16 protein-coding genes are annotated in these 11,886 nt (G+C 56.6%); 15 read left to right on the top strand and 1 reads right to left on the bottom strand.

From position 1 onward, the window contains the following. Positions 1–10: 10 nt before the first annotated feature. Positions 11–1,456, top strand: coding sequence for a hypothetical protein (locus MJA45_RS26610; protein ID WP_315604905.1), 1,446 nt, complete (start codon positions 11–13; stop codon positions 1,454–1,456). Positions 1,457–1,685: 229 nt separating this feature from the next. Beyond that, positions 1,686–2,210: a hypothetical protein gene (locus MJA45_RS26605; protein WP_315604904.1), complete on the top strand. Its 525-nt coding sequence runs from the start codon at positions 1,686–1,688 to the stop codon at positions 2,208–2,210. Here MJA45_RS26605 and MJA45_RS26600 read toward each other — a convergent pair. Next, positions 2,207–2,701, bottom strand: a complete 495-nt coding sequence (locus MJA45_RS26600; RefSeq protein WP_315604903.1) for a GNAT family N-acetyltransferase — start codon at positions 2,699–2,701, stop codon at positions 2,207–2,209. The genes MJA45_RS26605 and MJA45_RS26600 overlap by 4 nt on opposite strands. Positions 2,702–2,972: 271 nt before the next feature. On the opposite strand from MJA45_RS26600, the gene MJA45_RS26595 reads away from it, so the two are divergent. The 13 genes from MJA45_RS26595 (at position 2,973) to MJA45_RS26535 (ending at position 11,776) form a co-directional block, all read left to right on the top strand. After that, a complete protein-coding gene (locus MJA45_RS26595; RefSeq protein WP_315604902.1) occupies positions 2,973–3,434 on the top strand; it encodes a hypothetical protein in 462 nt (153 codons plus the stop codon). Continuing rightward, the gene (locus tag MJA45_RS26590; protein ID WP_315604901.1) at positions 3,415–3,756 is read left to right on the top strand and encodes a hypothetical protein; all 342 of its coding nucleotides are present in this window, start codon (positions 3,415–3,417) and stop codon (positions 3,754–3,756) included. The genes MJA45_RS26595 and MJA45_RS26590 overlap by 20 nt, the downstream gene beginning before the upstream one ends. A gap of 112 nt (positions 3,757–3,868) precedes the next feature. After that, a complete protein-coding gene (locus MJA45_RS26585) occupies positions 3,869–5,107 on the top strand; it encodes a glutathionylspermidine synthase family protein (protein ID WP_315604900.1) in 1,239 nt (412 codons plus the stop codon). Positions 5,108–5,250: 143 nt separating this feature from the next. Continuing rightward, positions 5,251–5,688, top strand: a complete 438-nt coding sequence (locus MJA45_RS26580; RefSeq protein WP_315604899.1) for a DUF350 domain-containing protein — start codon at positions 5,251–5,253, stop codon at positions 5,686–5,688. A 155-nt stretch (positions 5,689–5,843) separates the two neighbouring features. Continuing rightward, positions 5,844–6,179 (top strand): general stress protein, encoded by a 336-nt coding sequence (locus MJA45_RS26575; RefSeq protein ID WP_315604898.1) that lies wholly within the window; start codon positions 5,844–5,846, stop codon positions 6,177–6,179. A 253-nt stretch (positions 6,180–6,432) separates the two neighbouring features. Beyond that, entirely contained in the window at positions 6,433–7,152 is a 720-nt protein-coding gene (locus MJA45_RS26570; protein WP_315604897.1) for a glycosyltransferase family 2 protein, read from the top strand. Between the two features lie 52 nt (positions 7,153–7,204). Further along, entirely contained in the window at positions 7,205–7,699 is a 495-nt protein-coding gene (locus MJA45_RS26565; protein ID WP_315604896.1) for a GNAT family N-acetyltransferase, read from the top strand. A 19-nt stretch (positions 7,700–7,718) separates the two neighbouring features. Then, positions 7,719–8,555 carry a sulfurtransferase gene (locus tag MJA45_RS26560; protein WP_315604895.1) on the top strand — a complete coding sequence of 279 codons (837 nt, stop codon included), beginning with the start codon at positions 7,719–7,721 and terminating at the stop codon, positions 8,553–8,555. A gap of 90 nt (positions 8,556–8,645) precedes the next feature. Beyond that, positions 8,646–9,569 (top strand): GNAT family N-acetyltransferase, encoded by a 924-nt coding sequence (locus tag MJA45_RS26555; RefSeq protein WP_315604894.1) that lies wholly within the window; start codon positions 8,646–8,648, stop codon positions 9,567–9,569. 213 nt (positions 9,570–9,782) lie between these two features. Continuing rightward, complete coding sequence (locus tag MJA45_RS26550) at positions 9,783–10,229, top strand: hypothetical protein (RefSeq protein ID WP_315604893.1); 447 nt, start codon at positions 9,783–9,785, stop codon at positions 10,227–10,229. A 1-nt stretch (position 10,230) separates the two neighbouring features. After that, entirely contained in the window at positions 10,231–10,458 is a 228-nt protein-coding gene (locus MJA45_RS26545) for a helix-turn-helix transcriptional regulator (protein ID WP_315604892.1), read from the top strand. A gap of 4 nt (positions 10,459–10,462) precedes the next feature. Continuing rightward, entirely contained in the window at positions 10,463–11,149 is a 687-nt protein-coding gene (locus MJA45_RS26540) for a DUF4386 domain-containing protein (RefSeq protein WP_315604891.1), read from the top strand. A 120-nt stretch (positions 11,150–11,269) separates the two neighbouring features. Next, positions 11,270–11,776, top strand: a complete 507-nt coding sequence (locus MJA45_RS26535; protein WP_315604890.1) for a pyridoxamine 5'-phosphate oxidase family protein — start codon at positions 11,270–11,272, stop codon at positions 11,774–11,776. Positions 11,777–11,886: the final 110 nt, after the last annotated feature.

Raw genomic sequence — 11,886 nt, 5'->3', positions numbered from 1 at the left:
AAGAACGGCCATGATGGGGAAACGTCCTAAGCATACGAAACGAAACAAGAGGATCTTCCGCTCCGCGGGAACGGCACTGCTCCTCGCAGCGGTAGGGGGAGGAGGAGTGGCCTCGGCTTTTCCGGGGCCTTATCATGCGCCTTATGCGGCTAATCCCATAGGAGCCATTCACCTCCTTTCAGAGGAGGAGAAGAGAATCGATCTGACCGGCGTGTTCGCCGACCTGGACGGGGATATCGACTGGGGGTCTTTCACGGTGGAAGGCGGAGGCTCGATGGCTGGCGTGGACCAGTCGGATCCGGCGCATCCCGAGCTCGTTCTCCGGGCTCCTTATGAGGGGATAGACGCCGTCCGCCTGTGGTTGAGGGGCCGGGATAAGGCCGGGCATGAAGCGGCGGAGGAGATTTATGTAGGGTACGGGGAGCTGACGGCTAAGCCAGGGGCGGGCGTGCTTGGCTTCCCGGCAGGCGGGATGGCCCCGTACCGGGTGGAGATGAGCAGGCTGTTCCAAAGCCTGGCCGGGCCGGAGATCACGCTAACGGCCGTTGACGGGGAGACGGTGACGCGCGCCACGTATTATGAGCTCGCACCGAGCGGCACCGCCGGCTTCCGGAAGGTCACGCTGACGGCGGCCGATCCGCTTGACCGGGAGGCGGTAGTCGAGCTGACGGCCCGCTTCGGCTCTGCGCCTTCGGCGGCCGGCTCCATCCCGGACCAGCTCATCGGGGAGCAGGGGGTGACCCTGCCTCTTTCCGAATGGTTCACCGATGCGGATCTGGCGGATCCAACTCTAGAAGACAGGCTGACCTATTCCGCCGAGCTTGTGGGCCGGGAGGAGGACCTGTACGGCTATAAGCCGGTTCCCGTGCAGCTGGAGGTGAACGGGGAAACCGGGCTGCTGGAGATGAGCGGAAGGTTCCCGGGAACCTCTCTGGTCCGGGTTACGGCGACGGACCAGGCGGGCTGGTCGGCATCCCTGCTCTTTACCGCCACCGTACCGCCGCTAACCGTTTACCGGGGGGATCGGCTGGAGTCCTCCGAGCTGCCCATGGGAACCGTCTATGTTGTTCCCGATGACGCGGTGGCGGACACCCCTCTGACGGAAGCCGATCTGATCCGCTGGCAGGTGGGCCGCTTGGAGGTGGAGGGCTGGGGAACCGTCCAGAGCTTCGATACGGGAGGACTCGCGGACGGCTTGTACCGCGCTTACCATGTTTATAACGGGACGATGCTTTCGAACCCGTATTATTTCCGGGTCCTCGAACTGAAGGACGACCCGGCCGCCGCCCCTGTCGATATTGAGGATGTCCTTACTTATTACAGCGCCCGGCAGGACGTAAACGGCGATCATCGGCCCACCCGGGAAGACCTGGCACTGCTCATGACCTATATCGGGATGGGGGAACGGGAGCCCAGGGTCTGGCAGGTCTACATTCCCGCGAATGTCACGAGCTGAGGATGGGGCTTGCGGCCAGACGGCCGCTTCCTCCTCCGGGAGCCTTTCCAACTTAAGAAGACCGGATAGGGTGTGGGCCCTTCCGGTCTTCCTTATTGGGGCCGCCTAAGGGGCCCGTCCAACCGGCAATTCGGCCGGGGGCAAAACTAGACCAAGGTCGGAATTCAAACGATCCTCCATCGTTTACCATGAAGACAAGGAATTTCTAGGGAAAGAGGGTAAACGCGTAATGACACTTAACAAGAACAGCGGGTTCGGCATTCTGTTTCTCCTGCTCGGGGCCGTGCTGCTCAGCACCAAATTCGGATTTCTGGAAGGCTTCTCCCTCCTGGATTCGGGGACGATTATCAGCTTGTTCTGGGCCTCGATCTTCATTCTTCCGCTCGGAATCGGCTTCCATCTGCTGTATTTCCTGACCGGACGCAAGTACCCCGGCCTGTTCATTCCGGGAGGCATCCTGCTCGTGGTGGCGGCGGTGTGCCAGCTGTCGACGCTGTTCGACGCCTGGGGGACGCTGTGGCCGGGCTTTCCGATGGCGGTGGCCTTCGGCCTGCTGGAGTTCTACCTGTTCGGAGGACGCAACAAATACATCCTGATCCCGGTCTTCATCCTGGGCAGCATCTCCGTTATTTTCTTCTCGATCTTTTCGGTCGGAACGCTGTTTCAGCTTCATATCGGACGGGTGAACGCCGCGATCCTCTTCCTCTTCATCGGAGCGATTCTGCTTCTCGACCGGAAACCCCGCCGGGCCTAAACGGCCTCCCCTTCCTCATACACCATGCAGTAAAAGTCAGCCGGCCCCGTCGGAGTCAGGCGCTCATAGGCGTCGGTCCGGCGGAAGCCGGCTTTTACGTATGCCCTCTGGGCCCGCTCGTTCCACACAAGCACCTCCAGGTCGATCTCATGCCCGGGGTTCAGGCGGACCGCTTCCCGGGCGATTGCCCGCACGAAAGCCGTCCCGCTCCCGCTTCCGCAGAGCTGGGGCTTCATCCCAAGCCCCAGACGGGTGACGCCAACCATCGGAAAGAACTGCGCGAATCCCGCCAGCTGCCCGTGCTCATCCAGTACCGCCCGGTACTGCTCCTTGCGGATGAACGGATCGGCGAATTCCTCCCCGTTCTCTTGCATCTCCTCCCATGCTTTCCAGTTATACAGATCATACGGCGGGTCATAGTGCCAGGTGCAGATCTCCCTTGCGTGCTCCTCTTCCATCGGGACCAGCCGAAAGGGTACCCCTGCTTTCATGAATGCTCCTCCTATCGGTTCGTCCCCCTATCCTACCATGCCGGAAAGGCTGCTTCCATCCGGAAAAAAAGTCGCCCCAACCTGTAAAAATTATGGTAAAGTAAGGTTTTGGAAAAGAAGGTTCAGCCATTCACCGTCATTTTATGGAAACCGTTGCCGGATTTCCTCGTAATAGTGTCCTGCCCGGCGACTAAACAGAAATTCAAGCCCGTGAAAGGACCGGATAAGCCCATGGCCTACCGGCCGGAAACAGCGAAGGAGGAAACCAGACATGGCACGAATGGAATACCGCAAGTTAGAAGACGGTTTTCCGGTGCTTTACCACTATGCTTCCATCACCCCCGATGAAATTTCGCTGCGGTTCGTCTGCGATTATTTGGTGAAGGAAGGCAAGGTTTACGAGAAAACGTCCTGCGCGGCGGAAGACGGCTGCTACGTGGTTTATGTGAAGGAGTCTACGGAAGAAAAAGCCATTCCGGGAGCTTCCTCCCGGCCGTCCTGGAGAGGGATTCGGGTAGAGCTTAGAAAATTCGATGAGTTCGCCCGCCATTATCCCGTCCTTCATCATTGGGATTTTGACCGGTTCGAAGAAGCGCTTCTTCAGCTCCAGAGCAATTATGTCTATTGGGGAGACAAGGAATGGGAACGAACCTCCACGGAGGTTGACGAGGACCGAAAGCTTTATGTCATCTATGCACAGGAGGCGACACCGTATGAAGGACAGCGATACTAGAACGGAGCAGCGGCCTGAAGGAAAGGCTCATCCGGCAGGGGGAGGGCGTACGGGTAAGCTAGCTGCCTTATTCCTTTCCGCAGCGCTGACGGTGGGGACGGTCGGATGCTCCAACAGCAGAGACTGCATGGATGAGAACCGGGACGGCTACTGCGACAATTCGTCGGGAAGCCACAGCAGCTATTATTACGGCGGCTCCGGTGGTTCTTCCAAGAGCGGTACGGTGGGCTCCGGCTCCTCAGACAGCGTCGGCTCCTCCAATGGGGTGACGTCGGGATCGCGCGGAGGGCTGGGAAGCTCGTCGAAGTCAAGCAGCAGCTAGTCCGGTGTCTCTATTGGTGGACAGTGGCCAGGAACGCGCGAGAATGAAAGGATAAGCAGAACTTCCTTCGCGGATAAGTTGCTGCCGGGAAGGCTGACGGGAGGTGTCGCAGATGAATTACCAAGCCATCCGTAATGACCTGTATGGGGCGATGCGCAAGGAAGGAATCTTTACGTGGGACTACATGTATGAGCAAGAATATGCCCTGGCCGGCGTCAAAAAAGTTTCCCGGGAAATATTTGTCGAACTGGCGGAGGCCACGGAGCGTCTCGGCGGCGTCTTTCAACGGGCGGTTGAAGTGCTTTCCCAGGCGGATGACGAGCTACTTCTCGGGCTGGGCATTCCGGAGTGTGCCCTGCGTGCGGTGAGGGTGCGCGTGCTGGAAGGGCTGCCGACGGCGATCGGGCGCTTTGATTTTGCCCAAACCACCGAAGGGATGAAAATGCTCGAATTGAACAGCGACACCCCTACGGGAATTGTCGAAGCGTATCATGTTAACGGCCGGGTCTGCTCCTATTACGGGCTCCAGGACCCGAACGAGGGCATGCGTGTGCATATCGCGGACGCCTTCCGGCAGGTGGTGGAGGCTTACCGGCGCCAAGGCTATCCGACCGAGCGAGTTTATTTCAGCTCTCTCGACTGGCACGAGGAGGATGCGGCCACGACCCGCTATCTGCTCGCCCAATCGGGGCTATCGGGGGAGTTCGTAGCTCTATCCGATCTCCGGGTGTACGAAGACCGTCTTCATGTATGGGAGAACGGGGAGCACAAGCCCGTCGACCTGCTGTACCGGCTGCACGCGCTGGAGAAGCTGGCGGAAGACCGGGACACGGACGGGTACGAGACGGGAGCGCACGTGCTGGACCTTATCGCCCGGCGGAGGCTGGGCATCATTAACCCGCCGTCCGCCTTTCTCGCTCAGACCAAAGCCCTTCAGGCCGTCATCTGGAGCCTCCATGAATCGGGAGCTTTCTTCGAACCGGAGGAACAGGAGGCGATCGAGAGGTTTATGCTGCCGACTTACCTGGAGAACCGGTTCGAAGGAACCGGCATCCCCTATGTAAGCAAACCTATCCTGGGAAGGGAAGGCGGAGGGGTCACCCTCTATAACGACAAGGGAGAGCTGTGGGAGAGGGACGGCGAGGAGTTTTATTGGGAGCAGCCCATGGTGTACCAGAAGGCCGTCGAGCTGCCCGAATGGACGGTGGATACAATCAACGGTCCGTACCGGGGGCGGCTGCTGTGGGGATCCTTCTGGATGGGAGGCCGGGCCTCCGCCGTTGTAGCCCGGATCGGAGAAAGAATTACCGGCAATCTGTCCTGCTACCTGCCGGTGGCGGTTGCCGAATAAGGCGGAAGAATAAGACGCGACTGCCCATAGAGCGGCGGAAGCGACGGGAACGGGCCGGCTTCCAGCTATAAGAACAGCCGGTACATAAGGATAGAGCTTAACTCTACCTTTAGAGATAAGCTCTTTAATACAGGAGGCATAGTATGGGTTCGCAATGGGAGTTAATCGTTAATTTTCTGCAATACCTTGGGGTGACGATCCCTCTGTTGCTGGTAGGATTACTGGTCTTTATCTTTACAACGCCTTATAACGAATTCCGCATTATTCAGAACGGCAAGGAAGCCGGTGACCCGCAGAAGGTGGCCGCCGCCAAAGCCGTCGCCTATGACCTGGGGGGAAAGCTGACCGGTCTTGCTCTCGTCATCGCGTCAGCCGTCTACCATTCGGTCGGGCTCATGGATTTGGTGATTTGGGGAGCGGTGGGCATTCTTTTTCAGGTTCTGGTGTTTTATTTTTTTGAGCTGGTCACCCCCTTCCGCGTCATCCGTGAAATCCCCGAAGGAAATGTGGCGGTCGGGATCTTTACTTCCCGGCTGAGCCTGGCTGCAGGCCTGTTGATGGCCGCACTGATCAGCTATTAATGGTCCTTCCGAAGCCAAAAAACAGCCGAAAGTCAAGCAAGCAGGCACTTGGGATTTTTTTGGTTGCTAGCGTTTAACTCCATTTTGGCCGGGGTAAATATACCGTGCGCCGGTACAAAGGCGACTTACCACAAACCCAAAAGGAGTGATTCATAATGGCACGCAGCAATCAAGACCGCATGAGCCGTGAAGAAGCAGGACGTATGGGTGGAGAAGCTACCGCTAAGAACCATGATAAAGATTTTTATCAGGAGATCGGTCGCAAAGGTGGAGAAGCTACTTCCGACAGCCATGACCGGGAGTTCTATCAGGAGATCGGACGCAAAGGCGGAGAAGCCACCTCTGACAACCATGATAAGAACTTCTACCAGGAAATTGGACGTAAGGGCGGCGAGTCCCGGTCCGATTCAAACAATAGCGGCAGAGGAAAAATGAGCCGTGAAGAGGCCGGACGCATGGGCGGCGAGGCCCGCTCCCGTCAACGGGACTAAGGACGACGACAACAACCAAACCAATAGCATAACCCAAGCAGAAAGAAGTCCGCCGGCTCCGGCGGGCTTCTTTCTTTATGTCCTCATGAGCCGGAATTGACATAACCGGCTGGTCCTCCTTTAACCGGAGGCGTCCGGCGGTCCTGCCAGCCGCGCCTTCTCGTCCATCTCCGCATCGCAGACGGACAAGGGCCGTCTCCTTTTTCTATCGTCTTTTCATAGAATAAGGCAGATCGATAGAGAGGGGAGAACCATGAAAGGAACAGAAGGGGTCACCATTGTGACGTGTACGAACCGTCCGGATTTCTTTTCTAACATTCTGGAGAACTACCGGTCGCAGCTGCACAAGAAGAAGGAATTGATCATTGTCCTTAACAAAGACAGCATGAAGCTGGCCGAGTACCGCCGGAAGGCCGCCGCTTACCGGAATGTGGCCGTATACCGGATGCCGGAGAAGGCTACCCTCGGGCAGTGCCTGAATTTTGGCTTCAGCAAGATGAAGTATGCCTATGCGGCCAAATTTGACGACGACGATTATTACTCTCCCTACTATTTAACCGGGCAGATGCAGGCCATGAAGGATTCGGGGGCGGATCTTGTGGGGAAACGGGCCTACCTGGCTTACCTCGAGAGCCGGAAGCTGCTCATCCTAAGATTTCCGCGGGAGCAGAACACGGTGGTCCGAAGAGTGGCCGGGGGAACCCTTCTCTTCCGCAAACGGGTGTTGGACAAGGTTCGCTTCGGCTCTCTTACCGTTGGGGAAGATGTCGATTTTCTGAACCGCTGCCGGAAAGCAGGATTCCGACTCTATGCCCCGGGGCCTTATAATTACGTTCAGATCCGCCGGGGGGATAAAAGCGGGCATACCTGGAGGGCCGGGGACCGTCGGCTGATGAAGGGGAGCCGTACGATTGCCCGAACCCGGGATTACCGGCGTTGGGCGGCGCACCGCTCGCCTTACGAGATGCTGTGAGCTTCCGGATCAGGGGCCGAGGGTCTCGCCGAAAGCCTCTCTATGTCCTATAATGAGGAGGAATCCAGGACAAGAAGAGAGGGAGGGATGGAACCTGCCGGATGTAGTGGTAAGAAAGGCGCAGGCCGTGGATCTGGTCCCGCTCGGCGGGCTGATGCGCGAATATATTACGGATTTCTATGGCTGTCCCGAGCCTCCCGAGGAGCGGCTCGAGGAATTGATGCGATTGCTTCTAGACGGAAAGCAGGGCATCCAATGGGTGGCGGAAGAAGACGGCTTGCTGTCGGGCTTCGCTACCCTGTATTTTACCTACAGTACGCTTCGGGCCCGCCCCGCCGTTATCTTGAATGACCTGTACGTCGTCGAGAAGAGCCGGGGAACCGGCGCGGCGGCGGCTTTGTTCGAGGCTTGTACCGCTTATGCGAGGGAAAACGGCTACGCGGCCATGAGCTGGGAAACGGCCCCCGACAATGAGCGGGCACAGCGCTTCTATGCCAAGATGGGCGGAACGCGAGGGGATTGGCTCAGCTACTCGATCGAACTATAAGAAGAGGGAGCGTGTGGACATGTCATCTGTCGTGAGCATGGAATGGGTGAAGGAGAACCTGGGGAAGGCGGATGTGGCGGTCGCCGATTGCCGGTTCGCTCTCGGCCACGGGGAATCCGGCCGTCAAGCCTACCGGGAAGGGCATCTGCCCGGAGCGGTGTATTTTCATCTGGAGGAGGATTTGTCGGCCCCGATCGGCGAGCACGGGGGAAGACACCCTCTGCCGGACACGGGAGAACTGTCCCGTAAGCTGGGCGAAGCGGGGATCGGACCGGGGACGACGGTGATCGCGTATGACGACCAAGGCGGGGCGATGGCTTCGCGGTTCTGGTGGCTTCTGCGCTACCTGGGCCATGAGCAGGTCTATCTCATGGACGGTGGTTACTCCGCCTGGAAGGCGGAAGGCTATCCGGTGACGCAGGAGGTCCCGCAGCCGGAAGGCCGCGCGTTCATTCCTCATGTACATAACGAGATGGTGGTAGGCGTCGAGGAAGTTAAAGCCGGGCTGGGCCGCCCGGACCGGGTGCTGATCGACTCCCGGGAAGCCCGCCGCTACCAGGGGCTGGAGGAAGCGATCGATCCGGTGGCCGGGCATATCCCGGGAGCGGTCAACCGCTTCTGGAAAGACGCCCTGGACGAGAACGGCCGCTGGAAGGACGCCGAGGCCATGAAGGAGCGCTTCCGCGATCTCCCGTCCGATAAGGAGATCGTCGTGTACTGCGGCTCCGGCGTGACGGCCTGCCCGAACATACTTGCGCTGCAGCAGGCCGGCTTCCCCAAGGTGAAGCTGTACGCGGGCAGCTGGAGCGATTGGGTGAGCTACCCGGACAACCCCGTGGCCACGGGGGAGGAGTAAGGGCGGAAACGCGCACGGCCGTAAGTTAACTTAAGCAGAGCAGCGTGGGATCATCGCCGTTCTGCATTTTTTTTGGAGAAGGGGTGTCACATGAAGACGATCCGTAACCCGTGGTTGAAGCTCAGAGAGGGAATCGGTCAAGCAGACTATGACTTGATTAACAGACTTCAGGAACGGTGCATTCGCGAAGATCAGACGACGCTGAAGCTGGAGTTGGACTACAAGCTTGGCGTATCTTCAGGGACAGACAGTGCGGGGATCCGCCAAATCAATGAATTCCTGTATTTCGATGAGCAGGAGTTGATTGGCTATATGGGGATTTGCGAATTTGGCGGCGCCGATACACCATTGGAAGCGAATGGCATGGTGCACCCGGAATACAGGCGCCAAGGAGTATTTGGGACATTAAGCAGGTTGGCTATAGCAGAGTGGAAGCGCCGATCTCCCAAAAGTATGCTTCTCTTAAGCGATCGGAAGTCAGAAGCCGGGCAAGCGTTTATTCAAGGAACCGGGGCAAGATACCATCATTCGGAGCATGAGATGTATCTTCGGGGGAATCGGCCGGCGATACCCAATGACTTAGAGAGCCTTATCTTCCGGAAGGCGACGAATGCCGATGCGCGGGAGATTCACCGGCAGAATGCGATATACTTTGGCGACCAGCCGGGGGAAGAGGAGACAAGCGATCCAACGGAAGGGATGATCCTGCCTGAGGAGGAAGAGAAGAGGGGCATGACCATCTATCTGGCAGAGGCTGACCAGCAGGTCATCGGGAAAGTCCATATCCAGCGGTCCCCCGGGATAGGGGGCATCTATGGTCTGGGAGTTCTGCCCGGGCATCGTGGCAAGGGATATGGAAGAGCGATTCTCCTGAAGGCGATAGATAAGTTGAAGGAAGCGGACGCAGGGGATATTATGCTGCAAGTGGCCGTGGAGAACGCGAACGCCCTTCGGCTTTATCAATCCTGCGGCTTCGTGGAGACCTCAACGATGGATTATTATGAGCTAAAATAACTTTCCCATAGGAAGCAGCGGACCATCCCCTAACGGATGGTCCGTTTTTCTTTGTAAAGCCTGCCCTTGCAGCCAGTGTAGAATGAGAGAGCCGTACCTAATAGGGATCTGATTTTGTTTGTAAAATAAGATTGACACGATGTAAAAAATATATTACATTATGTACATATTAAGCGACTTCATGTCAAGAATAATGGACAGGTGGTGCAGGGAATGACTTATCAGGAAAAGAAAAGCATCGTCACGTTAATCAGCGCCTTTCTCATTTTTGGAATTTATTGTGGGTACCGGTATACCCAGTATCCCGAAGGAACGTTGGAGCCGGCAGAGGCCTTTCGTTATTGGGGTTCGTTTGTCCTGGTTCTGACGTTGGTTTCCATCCTTGCGCATATCGTAATCAGTATTGTCTTTAACATCGTGTTCCGACTATCGACCGGAGAAAAGGAACCGGCCTTCCAGGATGAGCTGGACCGGCTCATTGAATTGAAAGCATTCCGCAATTCGTTTTTCGTGTTTGTCCTCGGTTTTCTTCTTGCTATGGGAGCCTTGACTATCAATCAGCCCTCGCAGGTAATGTTCCTGATCCTGATTTCTGCGGGTTTCCTTTCGGATGTAACCGGCTCGTTTACGAAGCTTTATCACTACCGGAGAGGAGTCTGACATGGGCAAAAATCTTGTCGGCAATCATATTCGAAAATTGCGCTTTAACCACAAGGAAATGACCCAGCAGCAGTTGGCTGACAAGGCGGGAGTAACCCGGCAAACCATTGTAGCTTTGGAAAAGGGGAGTTACTCCCCGTCTCTGGAACTGGCTTTTCGTATTGCGCAAGCCTTTGAAGTGCCGCTAGAAGAGGTGTTTTTTTATGGGGAGAACCGAGAGGAGAGGTAAGGGAATGAATTTCTCAACCAAAGCAGCTTCCAAAATAGTAGGTGTCTTGTTTATCTTAGCGGCGGTTTCAGCGGTAGTCGGCCTGATTTTATACGACCCCCTGCTAAACGGCCCGGATTACTTGATTCAAGGTTCCGCCCACTCCAACGAAGTGGTGCTTGGGGCGCTTATGGAGTTACTTCTTGTCGTTTCCGCGGTAGGAACGGCCACCACCATGTTTCCCATCTTAAGAAAATACAATGAGACGATAGCTCTTTGGCATCTTTGCTTCCGGTTTATGGAGGCTGTTGTGATCATGGTTGGGATCGTCAGCGTCTTGGCTCTATTGAGCTTAAGCCGGGAATATACAGCAGCGGGAGCACCGGATCTCGCCGCCTTTCAAGCCTCGGGCACCTTGCTGAAAGCCCTTCATGACTGGACCTTTTTGCTTGGCCCCAACTTCTTTCTGGGCATGAATACGATAATGTACAGCTACATCTTCTATAGATCGGGACTCGTCCCGAGGTTCATCCCTATCCTGGGAATGACAGGATCTGCCCTTATTGTTCTTTGTGCCCTTCTGGTCATGTTCGGAGTGATCGAGCAGCTATCCACTTGGGGAGGCCTTTTGGCGGTTCCGGTAGCCGCGAATGAAATGATCCTTGCCGTGTGGCTTCTAGCAAAAGGATTCCGTGTCTCTGCCAGTAAATAGAGCAGCCGCGAGTCATCCAATGGGAGGGGTGCTGAACCAGTCGGATGATTAAGTTTCCCCGTTTCCGGGTATAAACAAGGATGAACGTTCTGCGATCATGAAGCGAAAGGGTGAACAACCTTGTCGAATCCGAATACGGAATACCAGGAAGCTTTGGAGAAAGTTCGGGACTTAATCAAAGGCATCGAAACGGCCATGCTCACCACCGTGACCCCGGAAGGGCTGGTGTCGCGTCCTATGAAGACCCAGGAAGTCGAGTTCGACGGCGACCTGTGGTTCCTGACGATGAAGGACACGGATAAATTTCTGGAGCTGCGGCATAACCCCAACGTCAACGTCTCCTATGTGGGCAAGTCCTATGTATCGATCCGCGGGAAGGCGGAGCTGGTGGAGGACCGTGGGAAAATCAAGGAGTTCTGGAATCCGGCCTATGCTGCTTTTCTGGACACGACCAGCGACGATCCAAACCTGGTTTTGATCCGGGTGGAGGCCGAAGCAGCCGAGTATTGGGAGACCGGGAATAAAGCCAAACTGATGAAACGCATGCTTGCCAGGCTGACGGGCCACGACGCCTCCCATTCGGAGGTCAACCAAACCTTGGACCTGGAGCAGGAAAAAACCGAATAGACGGTAAGCCAAAACCATTCCGCTTGGCGGAGTGGTTTTTTGTTTGTGCCGAACAACCCTAGGAGGCTTTACTCAGGTGCGTTTGATTATGGGGGCGTCCTCATTGGCCC

Source organism: Paenibacillus aurantius (assembly GCF_032268605.1).
Classification (GTDB): domain Bacteria; phylum Bacillota; class Bacilli; order Paenibacillales; family NBRC-103111; genus Paenibacillus_AO; species Paenibacillus_AO aurantius.
The sequence above is the reverse complement of the archived record's forward strand: the minus strand, read 5'-3'. Positions and strand labels throughout refer to the sequence as shown.

Coding starts and splice junctions, on each gene's coding strand:
- MJA45_RS26580 (WP_315604899.1), top strand. CDS start 5,251: ATGGGTTCGCAATGGGAGTTAATCGTTAATTTTCTGCAATACCTTGGG.
- MJA45_RS26555 (WP_315604894.1), top strand. CDS start 8,646: ATGAAGACGATCCGTAACCCGTGGTTGAAGCTCAGAGAGGGAATCGGT.
- MJA45_RS26590 (WP_315604901.1), top strand. CDS start 3,415: ATGAAGGACAGCGATACTAGAACGGAGCAGCGGCCTGAAGGAAAGGCT.
- MJA45_RS26600 (WP_315604903.1), bottom strand. CDS start 2,701: ATGAAAGCAGGGGTACCCTTTCGGCTGGTCCCGATGGAAGAGGAGCAC.
- MJA45_RS26565 (WP_315604896.1), top strand. CDS start 7,205: ATGAGGAGGAATCCAGGACAAGAAGAGAGGGAGGGATGGAACCTGCCG.
- MJA45_RS26595 (WP_315604902.1), top strand. CDS start 2,973: ATGGCACGAATGGAATACCGCAAGTTAGAAGACGGTTTTCCGGTGCTT.
- MJA45_RS26545 (WP_315604892.1), top strand. CDS start 10,231: ATGGGCAAAAATCTTGTCGGCAATCATATTCGAAAATTGCGCTTTAAC.
- MJA45_RS26585 (WP_315604900.1), top strand. CDS start 3,869: ATGAATTACCAAGCCATCCGTAATGACCTGTATGGGGCGATGCGCAAG.
- MJA45_RS26570 (WP_315604897.1), top strand. CDS start 6,433: ATGAAAGGAACAGAAGGGGTCACCATTGTGACGTGTACGAACCGTCCG.
- MJA45_RS26560 (WP_315604895.1), top strand. CDS start 7,719: ATGTCATCTGTCGTGAGCATGGAATGGGTGAAGGAGAACCTGGGGAAG.
- MJA45_RS26575 (WP_315604898.1), top strand. CDS start 5,844: ATGGCACGCAGCAATCAAGACCGCATGAGCCGTGAAGAAGCAGGACGT.
- MJA45_RS26540 (WP_315604891.1), top strand. CDS start 10,463: ATGAATTTCTCAACCAAAGCAGCTTCCAAAATAGTAGGTGTCTTGTTT.
- MJA45_RS26610 (WP_315604905.1), top strand. CDS start 11: ATGATGGGGAAACGTCCTAAGCATACGAAACGAAACAAGAGGATCTTC.
- MJA45_RS26605 (WP_315604904.1), top strand. CDS start 1,686: ATGACACTTAACAAGAACAGCGGGTTCGGCATTCTGTTTCTCCTGCTC.
- MJA45_RS26550 (WP_315604893.1), top strand. CDS start 9,783: ATGACTTATCAGGAAAAGAAAAGCATCGTCACGTTAATCAGCGCCTTT.